Here is a 26761-nt window from a genome sequence, read left to right on the forward strand (position 1 = left end):
TACGATCGCGCGTCGGTGCCAGTGAACTGATTCCCGGCGTAGCGGAGAAAGATCCCGTACTGGTTCATCAACTCCAGCGAGAAGTAGCGGTCGGTAACTTCGGGCATTTCGATGATGATGGGGTCGTCCTGCAGGTCAAGGACGCCCTGTCCGCACAGGGTGATGGCGTTCGGAGTAACAACTGCCGTGAAATCGGCCGTTATCGGTCGACCCTCGTTGGGATAGTACAACCGATTGACGCCCACGAAGACGTCGCTGTCCTCTTTCTGCGTGTAGTTGAAATCACGAAAGAGTCTACAAGGACGACCGCTCTCCAGTGGTCGATGACGTCGTCGATTGATTCCTCGGGCTTCACGCTGCCAACGTTCGCCGCCAGTCCCGTCGTCTCGAACATCTGCACAACCTCGGATTTCGCCCCCGCAAAACGGAGGTCAATTCCGCGTGAGTCAAGTTTTCAACTCGTCGCGATTACCACCGTGTGAACGGTGTACTCGTTCATTTCGGCCTTCAGCGACGGCGCTGGCTGACAATAGCAACAACGTCCTTCGCAAGAGCGGGGTATAATGTCGGTGGGAAGTGTATGCAATCTCGCATGAACACAGTTGACGACGGCCGACATACGAACCGTGGCGTTCCGATCGCCGCCAGTCACAGCCGTGAGTCGACAATCTCGAGCGTCGACGGACCGGCTGCGATCACGCGTGTAATCCTCGAACGATGAACTTCCTGGTAATTCTACCCCTGGTATTCGTCATGATCGGCGGGCCGCAAATCCTCAGCGCCATCTTTCTGGCCACGAGCGAGGACTGGCGGCGGAACTCGGCCGCGTTCGTGTTCGGTGCCTCCCTCTCAATCAGCCTCGTCGTCACGCTCGCGTATTATCTCGGCAGTGGCGTTCGTCAGGGCGGGTCGAACCAGACGCTCCAGTTGCTCGTGCTCGTCGTTCTCCTCGCCGCGATGGTGAACGTCTACCTGAAGCGTGAGCAATCGGAGCCACCGACGTGGATGGGGAAACTCGAGACCGCGAATCTGAAGTTCTCGTTTCAACTCGGATTCCTGTTGATGGGGTTCTTTCCGACCGACATTCTCACGTCGATCACCGTCGGGGCCTACCTCGCGAGTCACGGCGATCCGCTGTGGTATGCGACCGGGTTTGTCTTACTGACGCTACTGTTTCTGGCTCTTCCCTCGCTCGCCCTGGTTATGATCGGCGACCGTGCGGAGACGCTCCTTCCGAAGGTTCGCACGTGGATGAACACACATTCGTGGATCGTGAGCGAAATCGTGATCCTCATCTTCGTCGCGATCAGCATCAACAACATCGTCGGGTGATCCCCTATCGCTGTGTACAGCGTGGCGTCAGAGATGCCACGAGCAAACGGTGCTTCGAGTACTGTGTACGGATAGCGACCGTCGCGGTCAGCACTGCTACGGTCTGTTGTGATTCGTTACCGTTTCAGGGCGAGGAAACTCACGCCAGCCCCCGGAAACCTACTTCACGACCTTCGGGGGGAGTTGGAGTGGAAGATGCCGCGAAGATCACACGCAAATAGACAGGAGCGAAATAATACGAATCGTCGACGGTTTTTGAGAGCGGCCGGCGGAGCAAGCGTCGTCGGCATCGCTGGTAATCAGCGTAGCCTGTCTGGCTTACTAATCGCACTATGTCTTTCATCTGTATTGAACGATCACCATCTTCGCAAATTGAGCCAGAACTCATGCGACATTCGCACCCTGTATCTCGCACGATGTTAGAAACATCTTCTGCAACTGGAGGAGTTGCAGCGATCAGTTCGCATGTGTAGTGAGTGGTAGCTTCACTGAAAGAGCATCTAAAAATGGGGTTTGGAGGGAGCCACTCCCCTTAATTTGTTAGTAGACTAGCGGTTTGTAGAAATTCACATCTCGAAGCTGTGACGCCCGGCTATATTCTATATAGCGGCATGTAGTTCATCTGATTTGGGCAATACTCTATTACTATCTTGCTTAACTCGTGTGTCCACACCAGACACCCATGTAAGCGATAGTTTTAGGTGACTATCACGAATACTGAAACTCGTGAAAATGGCGGTCTTAGAACACACCAAACCCGGAGGAAACGGCCTTCTCGAGGCGGTGAGCGCATGAGCCACGAGCAAGCGCAGATCAACTGGTCGCGGATGTCTCTCGAGGAACTCCAGCAGTACTGGAACGGCCATGTCGAACTCGATCTCGAGCGAAACGGCGTCGACCTCGAGTCACGACCAACGTACCGGGAGATCACCGACGCTGGCTACTCGGGGATTGCCTACGCTCTGCGCGAGCATCACGGACTGACACTAACCGAATTTCTTGCGACTGTTGGATACGACGACTGCGAGTCGCCGGACGGCTATTCGTGGGGGATCGACGACGACCCGACTATCGACGCGCTCGAGGCGTTTCTCCGGCGTGTCGAACGCAAGTGGGCACAGTCAACTGCCGATTCGAAACGCTATCGGCTGGCGACATACGTCCGCCTATACGATACGGTCCACGGAACGACAGCAATCGTCGACCGCGTTATGGACGGGGAAAACCAGTACGATGAACTCCCACGTGTTGAAACTGTTCTCGACGAACTTGACGACGACCTCGAGAGTGATGCCTCGAAACGCCGGTATCTAAGCGACATTCGCCAGTTCTACGACCATCTCGAGAATCGACACGGTGCGAAATTCAACCCGGGAGCGAACGTTGACCACGCCGAAATCTGGGACACTGAGGGTGAAACGGACAATCCAGCGCTCTCGAGCGAGCAGGTCGGTGCCCTCTATGATGCCGCTGAAACGCCCGACGAGCAACTGCTCATCCTTGCACTCTGTGGGTGGGGACTCCGTCGAAGCGAGGTTGCGTCGTTGCATAGCTCCCAACTCGTCCTCGAGGGCGACGATCCCCACATCACGTTCGGCGAGGAACGAAAGAACGGTCCAGGAACGGTCGCGTTGATCTATGGCGTGTCAGTACTCCTCGATCGAATCGAAACGCTCGAGGACCGCGACGAGTGGACTGGGTATCTGTTCCCGTCGAAACGCTCCTCGAGCGGCCATATTACGGGTGAAACCGTGCAGGCACGATTCAAGCGGCTGGCTGATCGTGCTGGCGTCCGCGTGTATGGTGACGAGCCGACGTCGAAGATGGGTCGGCGGTTCTGGTATACAACGTACAATGCAGCAATCGATGAGTTACTTAACAACCTGGGAACGATCGCCGCCGAACAGGGGAGTGCAGACCCATCTGTTGTGCTGAAAAACTACCTTTCAGAGTCCGAACGGCGCAAATACCGGCGTGAATACATGCGAGATCGGCTCGTTGAGGCGTTTGGACAGTAGTTCTCCTCAGGCAGGTGGCTTGCTATTCGTCGTCGAGGAGTGGTCCCGAAGTTCGATCTTCTCGAGTCTCGACGAAGGCATCAGCGATATCTGCAGCAGTGAGCTGCTGTGCTGCGGCTTGGAGCAACGCGTTGTGAAGTTCGCGTTTCTGCACGGCTTCGTAATCGTCACGCCGGAGCATGATTTCGGCTTCGAACAGGAGGCCAGATGCGCCGTCGATCGTATCCCATGTCTCGGGAAGACAGTAAACCGAATGCTGTGTCTGTGTCTTGGCGGTCGGAAACGCTGGCTCCGACTGTATATCGTATGATGCGATATCTTTCTGTGTTGCGGACTCGGTCTCGTCTGTGTCAGCTGCGTCATCTGCCGGAGAGTCCTCGGTAAGGGTGCCAGCGAGTTCGTCTAGGGCCTCATCACCTGGATCGGCTTCGTCAGATTCGTCGGCGAGATCGTCAAACGGCATTATCGGCTCACCCCACCGTTCTCAACGATCTGAGCGAGTTCTTCATAACACTTGAGTTGGTCACACTCTGGATCGTAGTCGCGCAGTGGCTTGCGGGCGCGGTGTGCTTTGTCGATACTGGCTCGGTGGCGGATACCTGGGAGGGGGCCATCGTAGTTGCCATCGTCGATCGCTTCCCAATCCGCTGCAGAGAGATGGGCGAAGTTCGGGACAAACGATGCGAGTTCGTCACGGCTGTTGATCGCATACAAGAGGTTCCGGTCACGAGTACTCTGATCGAGCCGTTCGCTGAGGTCGGTCGGAACGAGCGCAAGCAACTGCAGATCGAAGTACTGCCGCGCTTCCTGTATCAGCCGTTTGTTCGTCTGTGTGATTCCGGATTCCCATCCGCTTTCTGGACGAAGCGGAACGAGAAGATTCTTCGCCGCGAACAGCGCGTTGTCGTTGATCTTCCCTCTGTTAGCCGGCGTATCGATAACGATGTAGGAGTAGGTGTCACCGAGTAGGGGATCGACGACGTTGCGATTGAGACGTTGACTCGAGGCCATTGCCGATTTCAGATTCGTTTCAACTTCCTCGAGTGCTTCATGAGATGGCAAGAGGTCAAGGTCATCGGTAACCGAGACGACGTGGTCCAACGGATCCTCGCCGTCAAGCAGGACTTGTTGAACGTGGTTGTCGGATTCGTACTGGTCGCGGTAGCCGAGATTGAACGTGGTGTGTCCGTTGTCGTCAAGATCAATGAGGAGAACACGGCCATTGCGTTCCGCCAGTTCTCGTGCAAGGTTGATTGCGGTGGTCGACTTTCCGAAGCCACCTTTGAGGACGTTGACCGCGACGGCTCGGGGTTCCGTCGCCGAGTCTGGTTTGCTAGTCATAGCTGACTGTTCACGCGGCCATAGTATAAAATGTAGCGGAAAGAAATCATTGTGGGAAGGTTACGACAAGAGGATACGTATGCACATTCACCCATCTACCAACAGTAACTAAGTGCAGTACGTGAGTGAATGTGAGAAGAGAAGTATTGTCACAGTCTTCAGCGTTGTTGAGTTGTTGAACGTCATCCGGAGTCGAGATCGCGAAATTTGAGATAGCTAGCTGACGTGCACTTTGGAACACATCTGTTCGTACTCGAGACACCGAGAATCAGAGTGTGGGTAATGTACTTACATTCCAGAATGTAAGCAGAGTAGTCCGTGCAAATCGCGAGTCGATCGACTGGCTGAACAGCTCACGGAGAATTGCCTCCGCAACGATCGAGATGTACTACATGAGTGACTTTCTGTAATGTATCTACATTCGAGAATGTAATATCTTTATTACGGAGAGTCGTAGCACTGCGACCCAGAGTTCGTTGGGATGCAGTCCAGAACACCTGTGATGAGAGTAGTACAATTCCAGAAATGATTGAATTTCTACACTGTAGCCACATCAGAGAATGTGGAGATAGAAATGTTAGCATAGTAAAATAGCTATGTCGAACAGATCGACGTCAAACAGCGTTATCAAAACGTCGCGACTCAGAGATGGTTGAGCTATGACACTGGTGCATGTAAACGAGGTAGAGACATTCATGACATGAATACACACATCCAAAGTAATCATATCCAAGAATGTGAAAAACTGAACAGTATACTGACGAACTATATTTAAACAGCGGACACAGACTTGTTTCGGAATTCGATCCCGAACACTTGACATGCAGTACTGGAATGCATGTGATAAATGTAGTAAAGTTGGTACATGGTAGAAGGGCAGCACTGTACCTACATTCAAGAATGTAAGTGCAAAACGAGCAGTATACTGGCGAGCTGCATCAAACAGCGGACCATAGACTCGGTACGGGTTTCGACCCCGAACTACGTGGCAAGCAATACGTGAATTCATGTGCCGGATGCAGGGAGGTTAGTGACATGATAGAAGTGTAGTACTGTACTTACATTCAGGAATGTAAGAACAAACCGGTCAGTCAAACAGCGGAGCACAGATCTGTTACGGGATTCGATCCCGAATCATTTGGCATGCAATACTGGAATGCATGTGCCGGATGCAAAGAAGTTAGTGACATGACCGAAGGGAAGTACTGTGGCCACATTCTAGAATGTGGATCTAGACAGATTACCACAATCTGCAATACGAATGGAGAGACGTCACACAGCGAAGCCACGGTATGGCAATCTATGACGTCTGCGCATAGCTTTCGAGCGCCATCGTTCACAACAACGGAACCGTTATATCGCTCAGTTAGCAACACCCGCTAATGGATATGCGAGTCGGCGCAACGACACTCGAGGTGGACGCGAGCAACAGCATGTTGAATCACGCGGTGGCCTAAGATGAAAATCGGTGTCGTCGGGGCCGGTATCTCCGGGTTGTCCCTTGTACACTCGCTTGCCGACCGAGACGTCGACGTCGTTGCGTTCGAAGCGCGCCAGGAGCCGGGCGGGATCATGCGGAGTCGACACGTCGACGGACACGTCCTCGAGTTAGGACCCCAGCGGCTTCGACTCACGCCCAAGATCGAATCGATGGTCGACGAGCTCGGCCTCCGTGAGCAGCTTCGAACGGGTGATGACTCGAAACCGCTGTACGTGTATCACGATGGTGAGCTCAGTGTTGTTCCGCTCTCGGTCCGTGAGGCAGTAACGACGGATCTACTCAGCCCGCTTGGCAAGCTTCGGATTCTCAAAGAGCCACTTACTGGCCCCGCAAAGCCAGGCGAAACAGTCGACGAATATCTCGTTCGAAAGTTTGGCCGACAGGCTGCTCGGAGATATCTCGGGCCACTGTACAGCGGCCTGTACGGCACTGATACACGAGATATGCTGATGGAGTACTCGCTCGGTCGGGCACTCGAGAACGCAGGAATCGACGGGAGTGTGCTGGTGTGGGTCGGCCGAAAAGTTCTGTCCGGACGCGAGACACCACCGATCTGTACGTTCGAAGATGGGCTTGGGCAACTATCCCAGAAGCTGTATGATGCTCATGCTGATACGATCGCTCTCGAGACTGCTGTCAACGACATCCGGGACGTCGACGACGGGTTCGAACTCGTCACCGATGCTGGCGTCGAACGCGTCGATGAAGTCATCCTGACAACGCCTGCAGAAACGAGCGCGAAGCTGCTTGCATCCGTTGACTCGGATCTCGAGGCGACGCTACAGCGGTTCAACTATAACCCGATCGGAATGGTGTTTCTCGAGTCAGCGTTCGATGGTGACGGGATCGGAACGCTGGTCCCCTCGCATGCAGATTCCCAGATTAGCGGTTTGACCTGGAACGCGAGCTTTCTCGGTCGGGATCGGGTGTTTACCTGCTATATCGACCCCGGAAGCGATCCTCGAATGAACGAGCGATCCGACGACGAGCTTGGAACGCTCGCTGCAACCGAATTCGAGCGGATTACGGGCTCGCCGGCAACACCAATCGATGTCCATCGGTGGAACCCGGGAATGCCAGCGTACGATCGGTCGTGGACGTCAATGGATGATCTCGAGCTTCCATCTGGAGTCCATCTCTGCTCGAATTTCGTTGGTCGGGCTGGAATACCTGGACGTGTCCGGAACGCAGCCCGACTCGCAGCAGAACTCACCGACGGCTGACTGTCAGCCAGCGGCAGTGACCGGACTGCCGGGTTCGAAGTATCTATACCGCTCGCATCGTAACGCCCTCGTATGGAAATCGGCATTGTCTTGTTGAACTTCGGTGAACCGGCCACTCCGGAACGTGAAGAGGTTCTCGAGTATCTAACGCGAATCTTTCACGATAACGCCTCACTCGAAGAGGCAGAGACCGAAGAAGAAGAGTGGGAGCGCTCGCGCGAACTAGCCCAGCGGCGCTTGCCGAGTCTGATGGAAGAGTACGAAGAGATCGGTGGCTCGCCGCTCCAGGAGCAGGCGACTGCACAGGCGGAAGGGCTGACGGCGACGCTGACGGACCGTGGACACGACGTCACCGTCTATCACGCGATGCAGTTTATGGAGCCGTTGATTCCGGACGTTGCCGCGGAACTCGCTGACGAAGAGTTCGACTCGGTCATCGCAGTCCCGATCTACCCGCTGTGTGGCCCATCGACGACAGTCTCCTCGATCGACGCACTCGAGGCATCGATCGACGAGATCGATGGCTACGAGCCGGAGTTTACCGCGATCACTGGCTGGCACAGAGCGCCGACCTACAATCGTCTCAGAGCCGAGGGGATCAGAACGTTCGTTGAGGACGAAGGGATCGACCTGCAGGATCCCGAAACCGTATTTGTCTTCTCCGCACACGGGACGCCGACGAAGTATCTCGAGGAGGGAAGCCGCTACGACAAGTACGTCGAGGAACACGCCGAAACGATCGCCAGTATGATCGGGATCGACGATTACGAAATCGGCTACCAGAACCACACGAACCGTGGGATCGAGTGGACCGAACCGGAAACCGAAGACGTCGTCGAAGGACTCGAGGGCGAAGCCGAGCGCGTCGTCATCGAGCCGATGAGTTTCATGCACGAGCAGTCTGAAACGCTCGTCGAACTCGATATTGATCTCCGAGAGGATGCCGAAGCTGTCGGACTCGAGTTATATCGAGTGCCTGTGCCACACGACGACCCACGGTTCCCGACGCTCCTGTCCGATGTCATCGAACCGTTCCTGTCAGGCTTTGAGCCGTCGTACTACCAGCTTCGCCAGTGTGAGTGTCGCTCCGAACCGGGAACGTACTGTTTCAACGCCGGACTGCCACCCCAGCAGTAACCACAATCGGGACGTAACCCCGAGTCACTCGACGCCGTTTTCAGCAGAAACTGATCGCCGTGGCTTACTCGACAGTCTTTGCCGCCTCAAAGAACGCTTCAACGTTCTCCGTGGGCGTGTTTCGATCGACACCGTGGCCGAGATTGAGGATGTGTCCAGTATCGCCGGCGTCGGCGATGATGTCGCGGGTTCGATCCGTGACCGTCTCCGGATCGCCGTACAACAGTGCCGGATCGAGATTCCCTTGGACCGGCATGTCGCCAAGTTCGTCACGAGCCTGTGTCATGTCGACTGTCCAGTCCAATCCGACGACATCGGCACCGCTCTCGGCGAGAAGGTCGAGGTTGCCGCTCAGGTTGCGAGCAAACATGATCGTTGGGAGATCGACCGCGTTGAGGATTTCTTGGTGCAGGGGCAACAGGAACTCCCGGTAGTCCGCTGGCGAGAGGAGTCCAGCGTACGTATCGAACAGCTGAATCACGTCTGCACCCGCCTCTTCTTGATAGGTGACGTACTCGATGAGCACGTCGGTGAACGCCCGGAGGAGGCGTTCGAACGCCGCTGGATGTTCTGCGCGGAGTCGCCGAAGCTCCATGAAAGAACGCGACGATTGGCCCTCACAGACGTATGCTGCGAGGGTGAACGGACCGCCCGCAAAGCCGAGCACTGCCGCCTTCGAACCGAGCTCTGCCGAGAGCCGCTCGATAAGGTCCCCGACGTACCAGAGCTGTTCGCGGACATCTCCGTGGTCACGCTCCGTATCAGCGGGTGTTTCGACCGGGTTTTCGACGACCGGCCCGACGCCGGACTCGAGGTGATATGAAAAGCCAAGTGGCTCGAGCACCGTGAGGATGTCCGAGTACATAACGATTCCGTCTGGCTGGAAGCGTTCCCAGGGCTGCAGCGAGATTTCCGCAGCGACTTCGGGCGTCGAGATCGCCTCGAGAAACGTGTAGTCCTCCCGGAGTTCGCGGTACTCGGGGAGGTATCGACCGGCCTGTCGCATCATCCATACTGGCGGCCGTTCAGTCTGTTCGCCTCGGGCCGCCGCAAGGAAGAGATCTTTCATACTCAGACGAAGGCGGGGTGGAAGCCTAATAGTTGTGAATCTCCACGCCGATCACCGCTTGTTAGCCCACAATAACGTGGCGTTGACGGTTCGTACGACTGTTCTGGCAACCGTTGATCATGTCGACGACACCATCTGAACGGAAGTGTTTTATGTCGGCTTCCTGGCCACAGGACTGGATTGAAATAAGCACACTGCTTCGACATTCGACGCTAACGAGACAGGGAGAGCGGAGTTGCCGAAGGTGTCTGATACCAGACCTTTGACAGTCACTGCGTTCTGACACAATCGTATGGATGTGTAGCAACGTCAAAAATGTTGCACAGTCGATGGTCCCAGACAACCGCTTCGTTCCAGTGCAATCGAGGTCGACCTATCAGTTGCCCACGACTGAGTCGTGGGCTTCCTCCTTGCATCACTGTGAGACCACCGGGAACTGGGGACTGCAGCCCGTCTCAGTCACCGTGCTCCGAGTCGTACTTGGTGGTGACGTCCTCGAGACGCTGTTCGATCTCGGTGAGTCGGCTGCGCAGGTGCAGGACGTACATCACGAGCGCTGCAAAGATCGAACCGAACGCGACCAATAACAGGTACTCCATGGGTGACTAATTCGTCTCCGTCGATTTGTACGTTTCTGTCTGTGATCGGTTTTTCAGTTCGCCCATTCGAGTCGTGAGCGCGTGGAGGCGAACCCGGCTCCCGAGCAAGTAGACGTAGAGCAGCAAGAACGCAACGAGGGAGACGAACAGGACGGACGCCGAAATCGCTGCTTCGGCGTCCGGGTTACCGATCGATGGCGCGTGGAGTCGAGTCGTCCACAGCCGCGTCGACGCATACGAGATTGGGACTGTAATAAACCCGACGACGCCGTAGACCGAAGCGAGTCGTGACACTCGTCCCGAGCCACCTGCACTCGAGTAAATGAGCAGATAGCCGGCGTAGATAAACCAGACAAACAGGAATGTCACGAGGCGAATATCGGACCAATCCCACCACGTATTCCAGATGACACGCCCCCATGCGCTGCCGGTGACCAGCGTGAGCGTCGCGAAGATGAAGCCGAGTTCTCCGGAGGCGTGTGCCAGTTGTTCCCAGAATCGGGTTCCTGTTACCAGAAAGAGGACACACCCAGCAAACGTGACCGTGAGTGCAATCCCACCGACCAGTGCAAGGGGGATGTGCCAGTATGCGATGAGGTTGATTCCGTGTTCGACGCCGTACATCGAGGCAGATGCATAGCCAAACACCAACCCGAGCGATGCGAGGCCAAAGAGCAACGTCAGATAGCCCGTGATCGTGCTCCGAAAGAGTCGCCTAAAGAGTCCGATCAGTCGTTGTTCGAGTGAACCCATACGAGGGGCTATGCGTCCGGCAGCAAAAAAACATACGCAACGGCTGCCGTCATCCCGAACACCCACACCGGTAGCTGAAACCCTGGCTGTCGGTGGTCTCGTCTCAGTTGCGGGCAAATAGCATCCGTGCTGGACCCACGTGATCGTTCGTCTTTCACGACCGACTTTCATACTGCTATATATAAGCCCCTTCTATAGAGGTGCTTTACAACCATACTCGTGTAACCCGCGGTATGCGGGGTCGAAGGTGAGACATCCGGCAAGAACCTCTTGTATAACTATCGTAGCCACTGAATCTCAATGCACACCTGATCGCACGACGGGTGCGCAGTTCGGAACGAGGGCTCGAGCGAGAGCCGCGGGCAGTGCAATCAGTGTGCAAACTGCTCCGGTTGTTACTATAGTGTAAAAACGCGGCTGCAGCTTCAGTTCGGTTCGATCGTTCGGCTCGGCCAACCAGTCGCCCCGTCCGGGAACGGTTCTGTTCGCTCTTCGGGTTGGGTCGTCCCCTCACCGTCAACCGTGCGCGCGTAAACTTCGTACTCACCGTCGCTTTCGTCCGACTCCCACTCGTAGATCCACTGCCGTGCGGCATCCGGATCCGACAAGGCGTCTCCGAGCGTCGCCTCCTCCCAGGTCTCGCCACCATCGAGAGACACCTCGACTGTCTCGACACCGCGTCCACCCGCGTAGGCGTGTCCACACAGCTGGATGTGATCTCCCGGCCGATTGATTCGATCGATCTTGGTGACGCTGTTGACTGGGCCCATCCCATGCCAGCCTCGTTCCTCCCAGTAGCCGCCCGCTTCGGCATCGATAATTTCGATCTCCGTGAGCCACTTGACTTGCAGTTTCCCCCAGCGGTCGGGGACGAGGACCCGAACGGGGAACCCATGCTCAGCTGGTAGCTCCCAGCCGTTCATCCCGTAGGCGATCAGTGCGTCCTCGAGGTCTGCCAATGGGATTGAGTAGTAGTACTCGTCTGCGCCATAGAGCATTGCGTACTCGCCGTTGGGGTCTGCGTCATCGATCAGGTCCATCAGCCGACTGCCAGTCCAGATTGCCGTATCCATCTGTTGGCCATCGATATCGTCACTGAGACAACGAATTGTCTTCGCTCGGTGGACTGTTTCGGGCTCGCGGACGTCGTCGACGTCGAGCACCAGTTCCTCCTCGACCAGTCCCGTGATCGAGAGCTGCCATTCTGTCGGGGTGATCGACGGTGGACTTGGATTGATATCGACGACGTAGAAGTCGTCAATCTCGGTCACCGGCGGCTTGATTCCCTCGACATCGAACCCGTTTTCGTTTGCCTGTGAGACCATGTGCTGGGCCTCGAGTCGGGCTGCACGATCATTGAGTTCGCGCTCTGCTCGCTCGGTCTGACTCCGCCGAACAAGCCCGACAGCGTGGGCGACGACGTTGAAGACGCCGATTCCAGCGATGGTTTTCATCAGTGTGCGTCGCTGGGTACTCACGTCGTCAGTTGACACGATCGTCGAGAAGCCACCCAGAATCGTCACGACGGCACCGCCGACGATGGACGGGCCCACAACGGGGACGACCTCCCGGACGACCACGAACAGAACGACGAAGACGAACAGTGTCGACAGGGCAAATCCAGCCGGCAGCGCGTTCGCCGGCACCGCTTTCGAGCCAAGTCGGTATCCCGCAAGCGCAACGGCTCCGACACCGACTGAGAGTACAACTCCAGAAAAGAGCAAACTGCCTTCTAGCGCGAAGTCACCGAACCGGTGGATCACTGTTGCGATGAACCAGCCGGGCAGGTACTCGAGGAGCACCCGATTGAACGACGTGACGACGAACTGTTCAGCCGTGGCATAAATCGCAAACGACGTCGCAACTGCCGAGATTCCGCTTGCGAGAAGCGTGAGTCCCTCTCGACTAATCGAGCGGTTCATTGTCTGTCTCACTCGTCACTGGTGGTTTCGTCGTGGCTGTCGTCGTAGCTATCGTCGTAGCTGTCGTTGTGGCTCTCGTTATGAGTCCCCGTGTCGGGATGGTCATCAGGGTGTTCGCCCTCGTGTGCGCGGACGGTGAGGTCACTGGCCTCCAGTTCATCACCGTCGAAATGCCCCTCGGCAACGACAACCCGCCCTTCAGACATCGTCTCCGGCATTCCACCGTCGTATACTACACCGACCGAATGGTTCCCATCGGTCACGTCGAACTCGATCTGATCGGCGTCCTCGAGGGTCTGGACGTTGCCCTCGAGTTTGACGAAGTCGCCATCGTGTTCGTCGCTCTCGGAGAGGTCCGTCGGTGTGACGAACTCCGCGGCCGACCCCATCGTCGTCAGCGCCAGTATCGTGATCAGCACGCCGATGCCAACGCTGCCGACGATAAGTTTCACTTTCCGGTTCATATGCAAACGGTTCGTGCGTACTCACATCAAAGCTTCGTCTATTCCGAGTGTGTTCCTGCACAGTATCTGGAAGCGACTCGAGAGTCGAGGTACCACGGCGCAGTCCCAATACACGCCAGAAATAAGATCTCGTGGCGACCCAGCTTGCGATCGATCCGTTCGATTAGCCAGGCGAAATCGCGGCGCCCATCTGACCGTGAGTTGAGTGTCACCGACGACCGTCGACTGCAAGAGCGCACCGCCGGCTTCAACGAGGGGGCTACAGCGCCGAAAGGAGGATTCGATCGACATCGAACAGCAACGCGACGCCGGTCGCAAGCAAGACGAACCCGACGAGCCGTCGAATCACGTCGGTCCGACCAAGGGCTCCGAGCCGAGCGGCGATCGATCGACCAGCGAACTTGCCACCGTAGGCGACACCAAGCAATGGAACCGAGAAGCCAGCCCCGTAAACGAACAACAAGAGCCCGCTCTCGAGTGTGGCTCCGGCTGTCGCCGCATACACTAACACCGCCCCCAGTATTGGGCCGACACACGGGAGCCAGATCACACCCAGCAGGATACCTAGCAAGAACGCTGAGACGAGCGGACGCTTCTCGCTGTCGAACGCCGTCGATTGGCGGGTTGCAACACTCGAAAGGCGTGAGGCGTACCGTGAGTAGATGTTGTGAAGATCGTTGTCTGCCATGACTGCCCCGAACGCGACGATTGCGATGAACGCAGGGGCACGCAACGTGTCGGGCGAGAACGATCCAAGCGTCCCGACGAGCAGCCCCAATCCGGTAAACGAAACGAGGCTCCCCGAAACGATCGCAAGGGGGCGAAACCGGTGTCCGACGCTCCCCGAGAGTAGGGGCGGGATCAGGGGAAGACAGCAGGGAGTGAGTATTGTCGCCACGCCAGCCAGAAAGACGACAGACAGCATTGGAGTCTCCATCGGCGAAGGGTAGGGAATTACAACCCTTAAGTCATGCGTCCTCCAACTGTGACGTAATGTCGTTCGTCTCCGTCTCAGGCGTTTCAAAACGGTTCGGGACCCAGATCGGTGTGGACGATGTCTCGTTCGAACTCCCGCAAGGGGATACGGCCGTCATCGTTGGAGCCAACGGTGCCGGAAAGACGACACTCATCCGACTGCTCGCCTCACTCGCTCGCCCGACGAGTGGCCAGATCGAAATCGCGTCGGAACCGCTTTTTGATGGCGACGCGAACGTCCGCTCACGGATCGGACTACTCTCTCACGAAACGATGCTCTACGACGAACTCACCGCCCGTGAAAATCTGCGCCTTCACGCTCGCCTCCACGGCGTCGACGACGCTGTCTGTAACGACCTCCTCGAGACAGTCGGGCTGGCCGACCGTGGCAGCGAACGGGTCGGTGGTTTCTCACACGGCATGAGCAAACGTGTCTCGCTCGCAAGAGTGCTCGTCCACGATCCTGATCTGCTCCTGTTCGATGAGCCATACACCGGACTAGATCAGACGTCGCTGCAGCGAGTCGCCACGGTCCTCGAGGAACTCGAGGATCGGACGGTCCTTGCGGCGACACACGATCTCGAGCGTGGGTTCGACCTTGCTGACCGGTTTCTGTTCATGAACGACGGCCGCCTCATCGGCGATATCGACGCCAACGAGTTCGAGACGGCCGACGACCTGCTGACCAGCTATGAGCGGTTTTGCCGGGGCGGCTCGGCGGCTCCCGGGAACCGACTCGAGGACAGACAGCGACTGCACGGAGGCAGCCACTGATGGATCTTCGATCGTATCTCCGGGTCGTTTACGAGATTGCCCGGAAAGACCTGCTCGTCGAATCACGGAGCAAGCAACTGAGCAACTCGGCGTTCGTCTTCGCGTTGCTCATCGTCGTCGTTTTCTCGTTCGTGTTCGGCGAACGGGTCCAAGATCATGGCGTCATCGCCAGAGGGGCACTCTGGCTTGCGGTCGTCTTCGCCGGCGCGGTCGGCATGAGCCACACGGTCGCCCTCGAGGGTGCAAACGATGCGATCGAAGGGCTCCTGCTTGCACCGGTCGATCGCTCCGCGATCTATCTCGGGAAAGTCCTCAGCTCGACGGTGTTCGTGACCGGTGTCGGCCTGCTGAGTCTCGTCTTCGTCGTCGTTTTCCTCGATTACTCGTTCCCACTCGAGACGCTGACGACGATCTTGCTGGTGATTCCGCTTGCCGCACTCGGCTTCTGTGCGGTCGGTGTCTTACTCTCGATTCTGATGCTTCATTCCCAGCTTCAGGAGTCGCTGCTCCCGATTCTCCTGATTCCCCTCGTGATCCCGGTCATCCTCGGTGGCGTCGAGCTTACGCGTCCATCGATGACGTCCGAGATGACGATGGCCTGGTTCCGGATTCTGATTGCCTACGACGGACTCGTTTTGTTGGCCGGCTGGATGACCTTCGAGTACGTCGTCGAAGAATGAGTGGACACTGTTTTGGCGGTCCCGTCTGAAACACCCGCGCTGTCATACTCGATTGATACCCCTCATATGTCCGCGGTTAAGCGCCGCTATCGGCGGACTAACCCGCATATTTATAAAATGCGGAACTAATCTACCCGATATGGGCAAACTTTGGAAAACAGCGTTGCTCATAGCCAGCATTGGTTTTCTGATAACCGCTGCTGCCGGAGCTGTGTCAGCAACAGATGCATCGAATAGTGGGCCTGTCTTACAGGTTCAAGAAAATAATGAGACGGATGAGCTCCCAGTCGAGCCGCCGACTGAAGAGTCACATCCTGGTTACGAGGCCATCCAACAGGAGGATGACACGGAGGAGAAGATCGAACTCGGTGAACAACTGTACTTCGACCCACGAATCTCCGAGACCGGAACGATCTCGTGTAACACCTGTCACAACGTCATGGAGGGTGGCGACGACAGCCGCCCGACTGCGATGGGTGTCCACGGTGAAACCGGTCCAGTCGCGTCACCGACGGTCTGGAACTCCGGGTTCCACCACACCCAGTTCTGGGACGGCCGCGCGGACACGCTCGCTGAGCAGGCCGAAGGACCGATCGTTGCCGACGTCGAGATGGGCATGCCTGACCATGAGGCCGCTCTCGACCGCGTCCGAGCTGTCGACGGCTACGTCGAAGCCTACGAAGACGTCTACGGTGACGAGATCGACAGCGACGACCCTGACGATATCGTCACACTCGAGCGAACGGTCGATGCAATCGCCGCATATGAACGCACGCTCGTGACGCCGAACAGTCCGTACGATCAGTACGTCGAAGGCGATGCTGACGCACTGAGCGAACAGGAACTCGACGGCATGGAGACTTTCCAGGAACTGGGCTGTCAGAGCTGCCACTCCGGCCCGATGTTCAGTGGCCAGTGGGAGAATCCCGAATCCGGTGAAGGTGTCTACAACCAGCACCCAACGTTCGAGGACAACGCCCAGTGTGAGGAGTACATCGAAGAGTACGACCTGATGGAAAACCCCGGTCGAATGGGTGTCACTGACGACGAACGTGACGAGTACAACTACAAGGTGCCAACGCTTCGGAACGTCGAGCACACTGCACCGTACATGCACACGGGACAGGTTCCGACCCTCGAGGAGTCCATCCGTGTGATGTCTGCCTGCCAGCTCGACCATGAGGCATCCGACGAGGAAGTCGAAGACGTGGCTGCGTTCCTGACGACGCTGACTGGCGAGTACCCAGAGCAGGAGATGCCACGACTGCCAAACCCAAGTGGCGAATCGATGATCCCGATGGACGCTGAGGGTGACTTCGAGGACATGGAAGAGGAAGCTGAAGGCGACGAAGACGATGATGGGATGTCGCTCCTTGCGATTGGGGCAGCAATCATCGCACTTGCGCTCGTGACGGCAGCAGCACTTGTCGGCTACAGTCGCTACGAGAACCAGTAGCAGCGCAGCATTCACTCACTTTTTTGCGTGTCAGTCCGCCGACGCTGAGCGATCGGAGTTAGAGATGGGAAGTATCGACATGTCTTTGAAGACCCAGTCCAAAGAGCCGATATTCAACGGATGACTCCACAGAAGCTTCTGACGATCATCGTTCTAGTGGCCATTCTGGGGTTTGGCTACTATTCGATGACCGCCGCTCCCGTGTTGAGCGATCACGACTACACCTATCAGGGTGGTATCGAGTGGCACGAGGATCCTGACGAAGCAATGGCACTCGCCGAAGAGGAGGAAAAACCCGTTCTCGTCTACTACTGGACAACCTGGTGTACGTACTGCCAGGACTATGAAAACGATCACTATCGAGACGATGCCGTCCAGTCCGAACTAGACGAGTACGTGTTACTCGCGGTCAATCTCGATAATCCTGGGCCCGGTAGCGAACTGGTTTCAGATCACGGTGCAAGCTATCCCCCACAGCACGTGATCATGACCCATGACGGGGAAACCATCTCCGAACTCGGCGGCTACGTAGAGAAGGACCGTTTCCTCAGTGAGCTTGAACGTGGGCACACGACAGAGACAGACCAATGATACCGGACACACTGACTTACGGAACAGTACTGATCATCGTCGCCGCATTTGCGAGCAGTCTCGCGGCGGTACTCTTGTTGTACAGCTACGTCTCTCGGACTGACGCGTTTGGACGTGTTACCCTTGGCGCCGCGGTGGTATCGACATGTTCACTCGTCGTTGCACACAGCTATCTAACCTACCAGTTCATCGTCGGAGACTACACGAACGCGTACGTCTGGCAGAACTCTGCTGACTATCTGTCGCTGCTGTATCGGGTTACTGGCGCATACGCGAACCACGAAGGTTCGATTCTCTTGTGGGCCACCTTGACTGCCGTCGTTGCCACCTGGACCGTCTACTCGAGTGAGTTTCGGGGCCGTGGCTCGAAGCTGGTGCAGTCGATCTCGCTCGGTATCGTCGCCATCTTTGCGATGATGCTCGTCACGCAGAGTCCGTTTACTCCGATCGAGGTGGCCTTCCCCGACACGCCCGATGGGTTCGTTCCGCCAGACGGTGACGGGTTGAACCCGTTGCTTATCGATCCGTGGATGGCGATCCATCCCCCAATTACGTTCGCAGCATACGCGCTGTTGATCGTCCCGTTCGCACTGGGTGTGACACACTTTATCTCGCTGTTCCGTGGTGAGGACAGCGTCTTCGACGAATGGCTTCCAAGCATGGTCCAATGGCTTCGCGTCTCGTGGCTGTTGCTTACGGCCGCAATCGCGTTTGGCGGGATCTGGGCCTACGGCGTGCTTGGATGGGGTGGATTCTGGTCGTGGGACCCGGTCGAAACCGCGGTGTTGATCCCGTGGCTCGCGCTCACCGCATCGCTCCACTCAATCAATCGCTACGCGAAAACCGGCGAGTACCCGATTTTTGCCCCTGCCTCCGCAGGACTGATCTTCCCGCTGGTGGTCTTTGCGACGACAGTCGTTCGAAGCGGTGTGTTCCGAAGCGTCCACTCGTTTGCCGCGGGTGGCATCGGGACGGGAATCCTGTTCTTGCTCGCCGTGACCGGGACGGCCGCGCTCGCGCTCCCGTTTGTATACTGGTTCCTCGAGGGTGGAACGGAACGGGACGAGCGTGGCGATCGATCCTGGCTGAGTCGGCGCACCGTCTATCATGGGGCCGTCCTCGCTTTCGGTATCCTCGCGTTTATTTCGATCTGGGGACTGTCATTCCCAGTGCTTCGCAACGCTGCAACCGGTGTCGAAGTGAGCGTTGGTCAGGATCACTACAACCTCTGGAGCTATCCGGTCGTCGCAGTCATGTTGTTGGCTGGCGGCCTGTACGCGATCCTTGACGTTGGTCGACGCCGACTCGCAATACAAGCAACGGCTGCAGTTGCTGTGCTGACGATCATTGCTGCGTTCATCACGCCGTCGGCGAACTGGTATCTGAGTTCGCCGAACGCACACGACCCGCTCGTCTATCGGATCGTCGGCAATCTGAGTGTGCTCTCGATCGTCCCTCCCGCCGGGTTCTTCGCCGCCGCCTGGACCGGCCGCTACGTTACTCGAGTCCGCGGTGTCCCCTCGCGACTGTTCAAACTTCGCGAGACTGGAATCGTCCTCATCCACGTCGGTGGGGCCGTACTCATCGTCGCCGTCTCGTTTATCTATCTGTTCTCGAGTTCAGCGTCCGTGGCCGTGATCGGTGTCGACGAAGTCGGAAACGATTCGGAGCCGGTCGTCGAGGACGTCCCCGAGTCGGAGTATACGGTCCACGTGACGAACTACGACACCGTTGAGGAGCCGACAATCGAAGACGCAGCCCGTTCTCCTTCGGAGGTGCTTCGAGTTGATGAAGACGCCTCGCTCGTGAGAGGAGAGATAACAGAAACGGATACAATAGAGGGAACGAACGTCGCCCGACTCGACGACTCGACGGTCTGGTTGGCAAGCGCCGACGGTGAGGCGTCGTTCGAAATCGGAACGGACGTCATCGCACGCGGGTCCGTCTTTGAGAACGCCGACGACGACATGTCGGCGTTCGTCTACACCGATTCCCAGAACATGGGCACCGCCTCCGATCCACCGACGGACGTTCATACACCGCGCGTTATCTCTCATGAGATGGACGTGACTGTCTACAACGGTGACGAACAGGTCGCTGAGGGGACGATCGCCGAACAGGAGTATCAGCGCTCGTCGATGAACACCAACGACGCGTTGATCGAACGAGGCCTGACGGGTGATACGTACGTCGTCGGCACGGTCAATCAGGCTGGTGCAACGATTACGATCGACAACTACCCGCTTGCAAACCAGATCTGGCTTGGTGTTGCCCTCTTACTGATCGGCATGGCAGCGCTGACGGCTGCGGACACACGGTTCCGCAGGCGCTAGCGCAGCCACGCACGTTTCGAACGGAAGTGATGGTATAGCACGCCGAGAGCAGTAGAAACGTTTAGGGGTGACTCGTTACAAGTGACTACCAACGTGGTGCTATCGAGACGAGCCCTCGCAACGGTCGGTGTCGTACTGTCACTGTTGCTTACTGGTTGTATCGGTGCTGGTGGGATACTCTCCGACGAAAGCGGTGCAGGTGGAGTTGACGAGGCCGAGTTGCGTGAGACTATCGAGTCGACCGATAGCTATGAAGTCGAAATTACCCGGACGCTCAAATCAGGCGGTGTCAACGAAACAGCGACCGTCAACGGAATCGTCGACAGAAGTGATCAACGAGCACAGCTGACGAGTACAAGTGAAACCGACGTCGGATTCGGCCCGCGAATCTCCGAGTCGGAGCAGTACATCATCGAAGACACGCAGTACACCAAAAGCGGAGGCAGCTGGGAGCAAACGACGGCTCCCGGGACCTGGAACGAGGTTGACCGGCTCGAGGGTGCCCTTGAGACGCTTGAGAATGCCGAGTTCGAACGGATCCGTACCGAAACGGCAGACGGAACCGAGACGACGATGTTTGCCGCCAACATCAGTGACGATCGCGAAAACGAACTGGCGGGAGCCGACAGCTCACAACACGTCGCAGTTTCCGTAGAGGATCTCGTCTACTACGTGCTGGTCGACACCGAGACGAACACACTCTATGGCACTGATCTGCGGATGGACGTGAGCCAAGGCGGTGAGCCCGCTCGTGTGACGATTGAGACGACGTTTACGAACCACAACGACGCTGGTGAGATCTCACTTCCCGAGGACGTGGCCGAGATGAGCGAGACGGAGTAGCGAAAACAGCACTCGAAACACGCACGAGACACGTTCTCAGGCCGTCGTACACCCAGCTACCGCACGACTCGCGGTGACAACAGAAAACTCGTCGATACGAGATTGCCTCGAGTTCTATTCGCTTTCGTGCTCGCTGTCGTCGTCCTCGAGATCATCGACGTCGTCTGGGAGCTCGCTATCCGTCTCAGACCCAGTTTCACCAGCCGCTTCTCGCTGCTTGGCCATCTCGAATCGGCTCTCGGACAGCACGGCGCTGATCAACGGTGCCTCGAGCAAGTCGAGGATGTCGTCTGCGTCTCCCTCGACAAGGAGACTTCCCTCAGCCTCGACAGTGTCCACATGGACTGCACCGGCTGCTTCGATCTGCGCACGTGCGTCGTCGATTGCCGCTGCGATTAACTCTCGTTCACGCGCTGCGAGTTCCTGTTCGGCTTCTTCTTGATCGTCGTATTCGCCGTCCTCGAGGTCGTTTACAATCGCGATCTGTGCCTCTCGCAACGCGGTTGGATCGGGTTGAACGAGAACCGTAACCGTTCGAGTCTCGTCGGGCATTGAATCGGGGTCTGCAGACTCAGCGCTGTCGTCATTATCCAGTCGGTCTGCACAGCCAGCGAGTCCAGCGGTGCCGAGCCCGGTGAGTGCGAGAAAGTGACGTCTATTGGGATTGCTAGTCGCGTCCATTAGCTATGGATTCGTCTGTACTTGAAAAAGTCTCGTGGTTCGTTCCCAGCTCGTGGAAGCAGGTTCGATGGGTGGCAAGCCAAGCGCGATTCGATCGACAGCTTACTGGTGTGTGTTTGCCACGACCGCCGTTGCGATCCGATCACAGGCAGCAAAGAGCAACACGAACGCACAGCCTGCCACAGCACCGACCACAGTTCCAGTAGCGACGACACGGAACACGGGAATCGAACCAGGGTCAAGTTGACTCGGCACTGGCGCAGCGAACCCGACGATCAACACGACCGTAAGATACACGAGTGCGACGACTGCACCGCCCACTGTCGCATCCGTGAGGACAGTCGCTGTGTCTCGTTCCCAAAGACGGGACAGCTCAATCTGGCTGGCAGCAACGATCGTCAACAACCAGAGATATCCAAAGAGGAGTGCTGCAGTGGGCGTATCGACCTCGGGAAGGATCTGGATGATACCTTGTGTGCCGTAATCTATGAGAATCACGCCAAGGACGACCATAACGAGCGTGCTTGTGCCGATTGTCCACGTCTCGAGGCCGTTCTCAGACACGTGTGAGCACCCCTGCAATGAGAACGAGCGCAACGATACTCCAGCCCGTCGCCACGTATATCCAGCGAAGGCGAGGGGCCGTCACGCTCGAGACACCACCTCGAGAAAGCTGAACAACGGCGAACGTTCGGATAACCGATCCAGCAACGACGAATAGGAGACAGCCGAGTTTGATCGTCAGAACCATACCGTGAGTCGTGTCGGGACCCGGAACACCGAACGCAGCGAGGTTTCCAAGACCAGTAAACACGATCGCGCCGACAACCCCCCAGAACACGCCTTCGAACCACGAGAGCAGTGGGACGGAGATGCCGTCGTCGACCCGGAACGCGAGCCAGATGACGGCCGTACCGCCAAGCAGTCCCCCGACAGCGAGCACATGGAGGAGCCGAATGACAAGGGGAGAGACAGCCATTACAACTCTGTTACTACCGGTTGAACAAGTAGGTCGTGGTTTTCAGTGGTGCTCACCTAACTAATCATCAGTTATTCGTTATTACCCATCCACAGATGTCTCTGTTTTGTCGATTATTGACAAAATGTGTTTTGAAGAGACAAATGGAAATTTTTGTGTTAATAATATAAGGTTTGACGTTATTAACACAGTTTATGGATTGATATCTACTGAATCGTGTCATTATAGTTATGTATTTGACAGCCCTCTACACTGGCTTGACCATCGTTCCATCCACTGTTCGGTCGGTAACGGCGGTTCACTGGATTGCTCGAGCTATCGAAGACGCTATTCCGAATAAACCGTTGTATGGGGGTTGAAGTGCACGAATATACCGGCTCCACCTCGAGTCCTCTCTAGACGCAGATGAGATCGCTGAAGTGGTTGAATTTCCCCCATTTTGTCTAAAACAGTTGTAGCAGATGCTCTGACCCATGATTACTCTGGCTTACCATCATAAATAAAATTGTTATTCAAATGTGGTGGCCCACGACCTCTTTGATCACTGCTGACAGCAAAAGCAATTTTATTCTATCCCATGATTAATCAGATTATTTGTTTTGCGAGTTATATTGAAAACTGATACCTCCGAATAAACGCTAGAGTATCTAGCCTATTGTTTGGGTACTATTGCCACTATCAACTGCTGGAGGTGAGTTGCGAAAATGCAGAAGCCGATCTCCAGTTCACTGTTCCGAACAAAACAATCGACGAGTGGATCGCCTGCTGTCGGAACTTCCAGCGATCCGGTCCAACTAACCGACCCATCGATATTCAGTTTGAAACGGATGTCCGGAACATCTATTCGGTGTCGATAACGAACTCGAGAACCCACATCACGGTTGTGTCGGCGAAACTTATACAGACATACCTCTGTAAAACAGTCAAGAGTTGAATATTGCGCACTGATCGAAAGAGAGCGATTCAACTTGCATGCTGGAGCCAGAAAATTCGCTAGATCGGCACACGCTAAACTATGAAAGATCCTTTACCAATACATCTCTCTTGCGAAGCTATAATGTATATGGTATACAAGATTGAGCGTTATTACTGCACCTCTTTAGCATACAACTTAGAGGGGCACTCCGCAGGAGAGTATGACGAGTTTATTGTGCCCCTAGGTCGTTTAAACGCCTCTATGAGGGTTCTGTCCGAATTTGACCTGTGTACAAAACCAGTTTGTTATAGATACTACTGGAGCTGTATAATCTTCGATCTAGTCGCTCTATAGCACTCTTTAGTGTGATCTCAGTCGAATTCGCATTGGAGAGTTTCTCTCCAAGAATAAATGCGTCTCTCCCTAATTAGTCTTGTAGTATTTTTACAATTGAGCTAGCTGTTTTTACTGACTGTGTTTTTACAGTAACTCGCTCAATCCAGCAAGCGTCGGCTTGGGGGAAGTCACGTCTCAGGGCACAGAGGATGTCAGTATCGACTCTGTTCGCATGCGTGTCGGCCAAACCACGGAATGGACGCCATTCAATCAAATCTTTCCAATACTATCCTCGAGAAGCGACTCGAGCGTTCGGATACGTTCTTTGAGGAACTCGGTGTCGGTCTCTGCGTCCGTATCCACCTCCGTCTGGTCCGTATTGGGTTCCGTCTCGTCCGGCGATTGCACCGCTTCCGAGAGGATTTCGTCAAACGCTTCATCGATTTCTTGGAGTTCGATGGCCATCTGAATTCCATCGCGGACGAACTCGCTCCGCGTTTGCCCCTGTTGTTCAGCGATCGAGTCAGCACTCTCAACCAGCGCTCGCGGAACACGAACCGTTATTTTCTGCGTCTCCTGCAAATCATAATTCGGGGGGTTATCTGGATCCGGATACCGAGAGCCATTCAGAATGGCCGCGATTTTGTAGTGGGTTGGACAGAGCAAGCTCGTCGAGTCAGTCTCTGCTGTGGAGTCGATCGAATACTCCAGTAGCGATTCTGTTGACCCACAGATTTCGCACTCACCTTCGGATTCTGCAGTGTGTTCTCGATCGGGGTACTCGATATATTCCTCGGCGCTTGATCGGTCTGGTGGCATACGGATTTCCTCAAAGCCTCGTTTTCCTAACCATCTCACTCCATCTACATAATAGTGAACTACTCCGCCCTACTCGCCAGCAGAAGCTGGCTTCTTGAGGGCGGAGCTTCCTGTTTCAACGACGCGACTTGCAGACACCGCAAAAGAGTCCACAGCGGTCGCGGCCTCCACAGGCATTGCTTCGGAGTGAACCACTCCTAGTTTCGACAGACCACGCGACTTCACGTTCAACGCTGCGTTCCAATCCCTGTCCAGCTCGAACCCGCACGACGGACACGAGTGTTCACGCACCCACAACGGCTTTTCCGATTCACAACCACACTTGGCACACTCCTTCGTCGTACCGCGAGCAGGAACTTCAGCGTAGTGTGTACCGTGTTTGTCGCAGTGGTGTTCAAGGATCTGGCGGAAATAACTCCATCCGACTTCGGCCTTGTTTCGTGCGTTCCCATCACCTTCCAGCATCGACTTCACATTGAGGTTCTCGACAAACACGGCGTCGTACTCCGTTGCGTGAACCGCCTCGGGGTCAAGCCCTGAGGCTTCTTCCCGTGGTTTAATCAGATACTCCCACCTGACCATCGGCAGGGTAGCCTCGAACGGTCGGGTGGGTCACGGTCGGGCTGTCCACAAGCCCCGATGCCTGCCGTCGCACCTTCCGAACTTGTGGAAGGCTGTTGAGAGCAGGCACATTCCAACTCATATACTTCTTGATGCCTTTCACCGCGATGTTGACGCTTGCACCACGGTCGCTGTGGTCTTGATGACCACAGCCCTTACATTTGAACCGCTTCTTCCGCCGATTCGCCCGTTCAGCGTGCCCACACAACGGGCACCGCTGGCTCGTCTTGTACGGGTCAATCGAATCCGAGGGGATTCCCTCGAACGCAGCCTTGTACGACGTATAGAACTGGAGAGCGCGGAATGGAAGGTGGTGCAAGCGTCGGTTCATCCGCGTGCCGTAGTCGATACTGTCGCGCATCTCTTTGAGGTCTTCAAAGACGATGCACGGGTTCTCAAACTGCTGACTCCATTCCACGATATGACGGCTCACTTTGTGGAGTCGGTCACGGACAAACCGTTCCTCACGCCCTTCCAGCGTGTCGTGGATGCTGTCCTTCCCCGCGTTCTGGACGCGCTTCCGCATCGTGAAATAGCGGTGGCGCTCGAACTTAATTTCGGAGAAATCAATGACCAACGTGTCCTCAATACCATCCGCTGAGAGTGCAGTGAGGGCCACGTTGTCCTCGTTCACATCGACACCGATAACCGTCCGAGAGTCCTGCTTGTCTCGCACAGTACGTTCGGTGTTGCGAATATTGACGTGAAGTTCAGGTTCTCCCTCGCGCCACAGGGCTTCACTGGTCGTGACTTTCCACTCATCGCTCGTCAGTGCGTTCTTGAGCAAATCAAGGTGGGCGTCACTACCTTTGAGGATGCCTTTGACGTGGTTGTAGGGTTTCGCGCTGATGCGAAACGCCACTTCTCCATCGTCAGTGAGCGACAGGTTGTAGCCTTCCTCGTAGTTAGCTCGAAGTGGGTACGCGCCATCTTTGGTGTGGCTGGGAATGTTGTAATCGTCGTAGTCGTAGTAATTCTCCATCGCTTCCAAGGCTTTGGAGACGATGCGTTGAGTCGTGTTCTTGATGAGGTCGGCCTCGTCTTCGAGGCGAGGAGAAATGTCGTCCCAGTCCACACCTTCTTTGGCGAGGCGGATGGTTTCGTTGTACACCCAGCGGGCTTCGAGGGTGGCATCTTTGAGCAGACTCTCGTTGTCACTCTGGATGTCGAGTTGGAAGTCCAGCGTTTTCACGAGAGTCGGCTCTTGGGTTGTCATTCTTCGTCTTGTTCGGTAGGTTCTGAGGTGCGAACGACTTTCACGTCCGCGCCACGCCAGCGTTTTGGGACAGTGACGTGAGCGCTGTTCCCGAACGCCTTGACCTCTCCGTCGAGAACTTCTTCGCCGTCTATTTCAAAGCGATTCGCCATATCTGTGTATATCCTTTGGATATACATAAG

At 56.1% G+C, this 26761-nt stretch carries 25 protein-coding genes and 2 pseudogenes; 11 read left to right on the forward strand and 16 right to left on the reverse strand.

What is annotated here, in order from left to right:
- Positions 1-20: 20 nt before the first annotated feature.
- A pseudogene (locus ACERJA_RS16820) lies at positions 21-245 on the reverse strand (DUF1254 domain-containing protein); the annotation flags it as partial.
- Positions 246-580: 335 nt separating this feature from the next.
- Here ACERJA_RS16820 and ACERJA_RS16825 point away from each other — a divergent pair.
- From ACERJA_RS16825 to ACERJA_RS16835, 3 genes are all read left to right on the forward strand, one after another.
- Positions 581-721 carry a hypothetical protein gene (locus tag ACERJA_RS16825; protein ID WP_373609406.1) on the forward strand — a complete coding sequence of 47 codons (141 nt, stop codon included), beginning with the start codon at positions 581-583 and terminating at the stop codon, positions 719-721.
- The gene (locus ACERJA_RS16830) at positions 718-1332 is read left to right on the forward strand and encodes a GAP family protein (protein ID WP_373609407.1); all 615 of its coding nucleotides are present in this window, start codon (positions 718-720) and stop codon (positions 1330-1332) included. The genes ACERJA_RS16825 and ACERJA_RS16830 overlap by 4 nt, the downstream gene beginning before the upstream one ends.
- 791 nt (positions 1333-2123) lie before the next feature.
- Positions 2124-3350 carry a tyrosine-type recombinase/integrase gene (locus tag ACERJA_RS16835; RefSeq protein ID WP_373609408.1) on the forward strand — a complete coding sequence of 409 codons (1227 nt, stop codon included), beginning with the start codon at positions 2124-2126 and terminating at the stop codon, positions 3348-3350.
- 22 nt (positions 3351-3372) lie between these two features.
- Here the strand turns inward: ACERJA_RS16835 and ACERJA_RS16840 are convergent, their stop codons facing one another.
- Positions 3373-3813, reverse strand: a complete 441-nt coding sequence (locus ACERJA_RS16840) for a hypothetical protein (RefSeq protein WP_373609409.1) — start codon at positions 3811-3813, stop codon at positions 3373-3375.
- Positions 3813-4691 carry a ParA family protein gene (locus ACERJA_RS16845; protein ID WP_373609410.1) on the reverse strand — a complete coding sequence of 293 codons (879 nt, stop codon included), beginning with the start codon at positions 4689-4691 and terminating at the stop codon, positions 3813-3815. The genes ACERJA_RS16840 and ACERJA_RS16845 overlap by 1 nt, the downstream gene beginning before the upstream one ends.
- A gap of 1458 nt (positions 4692-6149) precedes the next feature.
- Here ACERJA_RS16845 and hemG point away from each other — a divergent pair.
- Positions 6150-7415, forward strand: a complete 1266-nt coding sequence (gene hemG / locus ACERJA_RS16850) for a protoporphyrinogen oxidase (protein WP_373609411.1) — start codon at positions 6150-6152, stop codon at positions 7413-7415.
- Between the two features lie 72 nt (positions 7416-7487).
- Positions 7488-8552 (forward strand): ferrochelatase, encoded by a 1065-nt coding sequence (hemH, locus tag ACERJA_RS16855; RefSeq protein ID WP_373609412.1) that lies wholly within the window; start codon positions 7488-7490, stop codon positions 8550-8552.
- A gap of 64 nt (positions 8553-8616) precedes the next feature.
- Here hemH and hemE read toward each other — a convergent pair whose 3' ends face one another.
- From hemE to ACERJA_RS16885, 6 genes are all read right to left on the reverse strand, one after another.
- On the reverse strand, positions 8617-9621 hold the full coding sequence (hemE, locus tag ACERJA_RS16860) for a uroporphyrinogen decarboxylase (protein ID WP_373609413.1): 1005 nt from the start codon (positions 9619-9621) through the stop codon (positions 8617-8619).
- A gap of 455 nt (positions 9622-10076) precedes the next feature.
- Positions 10077-10220, reverse strand: a complete 144-nt coding sequence (locus tag ACERJA_RS16865; protein WP_373609414.1) for a CcmD family protein — start codon at positions 10218-10220, stop codon at positions 10077-10079.
- A 6-nt stretch (positions 10221-10226) separates the two neighbouring features.
- Positions 10227-10973: a cytochrome c biogenesis protein gene (locus ACERJA_RS16870; protein ID WP_373609415.1), complete on the reverse strand. Its 747-nt coding sequence runs from the start codon at positions 10971-10973 to the stop codon at positions 10227-10229.
- Between the two features lie 425 nt (positions 10974-11398).
- Complete coding sequence (locus tag ACERJA_RS16875) at positions 11399-12895, reverse strand: molybdopterin-dependent oxidoreductase (protein ID WP_373609416.1); 1497 nt, start codon at positions 12893-12895, stop codon at positions 11399-11401.
- A gap of 8 nt (positions 12896-12903) precedes the next feature.
- Positions 12904-13359 (reverse strand): cytochrome c maturation protein CcmE, encoded by a 456-nt coding sequence (locus ACERJA_RS16880; protein ID WP_373609417.1) that lies wholly within the window; start codon positions 13357-13359, stop codon positions 12904-12906.
- Positions 13360-13618: 259 nt separating this feature from the next.
- Positions 13619-14296 (reverse strand): cytochrome c biogenesis CcdA family protein, encoded by a 678-nt coding sequence (locus tag ACERJA_RS16885; protein ID WP_373609418.1) that lies wholly within the window; start codon positions 14294-14296, stop codon positions 13619-13621.
- A 56-nt stretch (positions 14297-14352) separates the two neighbouring features.
- Between ACERJA_RS16885 and ACERJA_RS16890 the strand changes: the two genes are divergently transcribed.
- From ACERJA_RS16890 to ACERJA_RS16915, 6 genes are all read left to right on the forward strand, one after another.
- Positions 14353-15108 (forward strand): ABC transporter ATP-binding protein, encoded by a 756-nt coding sequence (locus ACERJA_RS16890; RefSeq protein WP_006067133.1) that lies wholly within the window; start codon positions 14353-14355, stop codon positions 15106-15108.
- A complete protein-coding gene (locus ACERJA_RS16895) occupies positions 15108-15788 on the forward strand; it encodes a heme exporter protein CcmB (protein ID WP_006067132.1) in 681 nt (226 codons plus the stop codon). The genes ACERJA_RS16890 and ACERJA_RS16895 overlap by 1 nt, the downstream gene beginning before the upstream one ends.
- Positions 15789-15927: 139 nt before the next feature.
- On the forward strand, positions 15928-17244 hold the full coding sequence (locus ACERJA_RS16900; protein ID WP_373609419.1) for a cytochrome-c peroxidase: 1317 nt from the start codon (positions 15928-15930) through the stop codon (positions 17242-17244).
- Between the two features lie 120 nt (positions 17245-17364).
- On the forward strand, positions 17365-17835 hold the full coding sequence (locus ACERJA_RS16905; protein ID WP_373609420.1) for a thioredoxin family protein: 471 nt from the start codon (positions 17365-17367) through the stop codon (positions 17833-17835).
- Complete coding sequence (gene ccsA / locus ACERJA_RS16910) at positions 17832-20168, forward strand: cytochrome c biogenesis protein CcsA (protein WP_373609421.1); 2337 nt, start codon at positions 17832-17834, stop codon at positions 20166-20168. The genes ACERJA_RS16905 and ccsA overlap by 4 nt, the downstream gene beginning before the upstream one ends.
- Before the next feature lie 81 nt (positions 20169-20249).
- On the forward strand, positions 20250-21011 hold the full coding sequence (locus tag ACERJA_RS16915) for a hypothetical protein (RefSeq protein WP_373609422.1): 762 nt from the start codon (positions 20250-20252) through the stop codon (positions 21009-21011).
- A 114-nt stretch (positions 21012-21125) separates the two neighbouring features.
- Here ACERJA_RS16915 and ACERJA_RS16920 read toward each other — a convergent pair whose 3' ends face one another.
- The 7 genes and pseudogenes from ACERJA_RS16920 to ACERJA_RS16950 all read right to left on the reverse strand — a co-directional run bounded on the left by ACERJA_RS16920 (position 21126) and on the right by ACERJA_RS16950 (position 26731).
- A complete protein-coding gene (locus ACERJA_RS16920) occupies positions 21126-21692 on the reverse strand; it encodes a hypothetical protein (RefSeq protein WP_373609423.1) in 567 nt (188 codons plus the stop codon).
- Positions 21693-21794: 102 nt separating this feature from the next.
- A complete protein-coding gene (locus tag ACERJA_RS16925; RefSeq protein ID WP_373609424.1) occupies positions 21795-22256 on the reverse strand; it encodes a hypothetical protein in 462 nt (153 codons plus the stop codon).
- Complete coding sequence (locus tag ACERJA_RS16930) at positions 22249-22671, reverse strand: DUF2214 domain-containing protein (RefSeq protein ID WP_373609425.1); 423 nt, start codon at positions 22669-22671, stop codon at positions 22249-22251. Before ACERJA_RS16930 ends, ACERJA_RS16925 begins: the two co-directional genes overlap by 8 nt.
- Positions 22672-24193: 1522 nt before the next feature.
- Positions 24194-24742 carry a ribbon-helix-helix domain-containing protein gene (locus ACERJA_RS16935; RefSeq protein ID WP_006067124.1) on the reverse strand — a complete coding sequence of 183 codons (549 nt, stop codon included), beginning with the start codon at positions 24740-24742 and terminating at the stop codon, positions 24194-24196.
- Between the two features lie 69 nt (positions 24743-24811).
- A pseudogene (locus tag ACERJA_RS16940) lies at positions 24812-25258 on the reverse strand (RNA-guided endonuclease InsQ/TnpB family protein); the annotation flags it as partial.
- 40 nt (positions 25259-25298) lie between these two features.
- Positions 25299-26579: an RNA-guided endonuclease TnpB family protein gene (locus tag ACERJA_RS16945; RefSeq protein WP_373609426.1), complete on the reverse strand. Its 1281-nt coding sequence runs from the start codon at positions 26577-26579 to the stop codon at positions 25299-25301.
- Complete coding sequence (locus ACERJA_RS16950; protein ID WP_373609427.1) at positions 26576-26731, reverse strand: DUF2080 family transposase-associated protein; 156 nt, start codon at positions 26729-26731, stop codon at positions 26576-26578. Before ACERJA_RS16950 ends, ACERJA_RS16945 begins: the two co-directional genes overlap by 4 nt.
- Between the last annotated feature and the right edge of the window lie 30 nt (positions 26732-26761).

Source organism: Natronorubrum sp. A-ect3, from assembly GCF_041821125.1.
Lineage (GTDB): Archaea > Halobacteriota > Halobacteria > Halobacteriales > Natrialbaceae > Natronorubrum > Natronorubrum bangense.

Excerpts from the sequence above, each read along its gene's own strand:
- ACERJA_RS16920 (WP_373609423.1), bottom strand. The coding sequence starts at position 21,692 with ATGGACGCGACTAGCAATCCCAATAGACGTCACTTTCTCGCACTCACC.
- ACERJA_RS16945 (WP_373609426.1), bottom strand. The coding sequence starts at position 26,579 with ATGACAACCCAAGAGCCGACTCTCGTGAAAACGCTGGACTTCCAACTC.
- ACERJA_RS16935 (WP_006067124.1), bottom strand. The coding sequence starts at position 24,742 with ATGCCACCAGACCGATCAAGCGCCGAGGAATATATCGAGTACCCCGAT.
- ACERJA_RS16865 (WP_373609414.1), bottom strand. The coding sequence starts at position 10,220 with ATGGAGTACCTGTTATTGGTCGCGTTCGGTTCGATCTTTGCAGCGCTC.
- ACERJA_RS16930 (WP_373609425.1), bottom strand. The coding sequence starts at position 22,671 with ATGGCTGTCTCTCCCCTTGTCATTCGGCTCCTCCATGTGCTCGCTGTC.
- ACERJA_RS16905 (WP_373609420.1), top strand. The coding sequence starts at position 17,365 with ATGACTCCACAGAAGCTTCTGACGATCATCGTTCTAGTGGCCATTCTG.
- ACERJA_RS16840 (WP_373609409.1), bottom strand. The coding sequence starts at position 3,813 with ATGCCGTTTGACGATCTCGCCGACGAATCTGACGAAGCCGATCCAGGT.
- ACERJA_RS16885 (WP_373609418.1), bottom strand. The coding sequence starts at position 14,296 with ATGGAGACTCCAATGCTGTCTGTCGTCTTTCTGGCTGGCGTGGCGACA.
- hemG (WP_373609411.1), top strand. The coding sequence starts at position 6,150 with ATGAAAATCGGTGTCGTCGGGGCCGGTATCTCCGGGTTGTCCCTTGTA.
- ACERJA_RS16830 (WP_373609407.1), top strand. The coding sequence starts at position 718 with ATGAACTTCCTGGTAATTCTACCCCTGGTATTCGTCATGATCGGCGGG.
- ACERJA_RS16870 (WP_373609415.1), bottom strand. The coding sequence starts at position 10,973 with ATGGGTTCACTCGAACAACGACTGATCGGACTCTTTAGGCGACTCTTT.
- ACERJA_RS16825 (WP_373609406.1), top strand. The coding sequence starts at position 581 with ATGCAATCTCGCATGAACACAGTTGACGACGGCCGACATACGAACCGT.
- ACERJA_RS16880 (WP_373609417.1), bottom strand. The coding sequence starts at position 13,359 with ATGAACCGGAAAGTGAAACTTATCGTCGGCAGCGTTGGCATCGGCGTG.
- hemE (WP_373609413.1), bottom strand. The coding sequence starts at position 9,621 with ATGAAAGATCTCTTCCTTGCGGCGGCCCGAGGCGAACAGACTGAACGG.
- ACERJA_RS16895 (WP_006067132.1), top strand. The coding sequence starts at position 15,108 with ATGGATCTTCGATCGTATCTCCGGGTCGTTTACGAGATTGCCCGGAAA.
- ACERJA_RS16845 (WP_373609410.1), bottom strand. The coding sequence starts at position 4,691 with ATGACTAGCAAACCAGACTCGGCGACGGAACCCCGAGCCGTCGCGGTC.
- ACERJA_RS16835 (WP_373609408.1), top strand. The coding sequence starts at position 2,124 with ATGAGCCACGAGCAAGCGCAGATCAACTGGTCGCGGATGTCTCTCGAG.
- hemH (WP_373609412.1), top strand. The coding sequence starts at position 7,488 with ATGGAAATCGGCATTGTCTTGTTGAACTTCGGTGAACCGGCCACTCCG.
- ACERJA_RS16875 (WP_373609416.1), bottom strand. The coding sequence starts at position 12,895 with ATGAACCGCTCGATTAGTCGAGAGGGACTCACGCTTCTCGCAAGCGGA.
- ACERJA_RS16890 (WP_006067133.1), top strand. The coding sequence starts at position 14,353 with ATGTCGTTCGTCTCCGTCTCAGGCGTTTCAAAACGGTTCGGGACCCAG.
- ccsA (WP_373609421.1), top strand. The coding sequence starts at position 17,832 with ATGATACCGGACACACTGACTTACGGAACAGTACTGATCATCGTCGCC.
- ACERJA_RS16900 (WP_373609419.1), top strand. The coding sequence starts at position 15,928 with ATGGGCAAACTTTGGAAAACAGCGTTGCTCATAGCCAGCATTGGTTTT.
- ACERJA_RS16950 (WP_373609427.1), bottom strand. The coding sequence starts at position 26,731 with ATGGCGAATCGCTTTGAAATAGACGGCGAAGAAGTTCTCGACGGAGAG.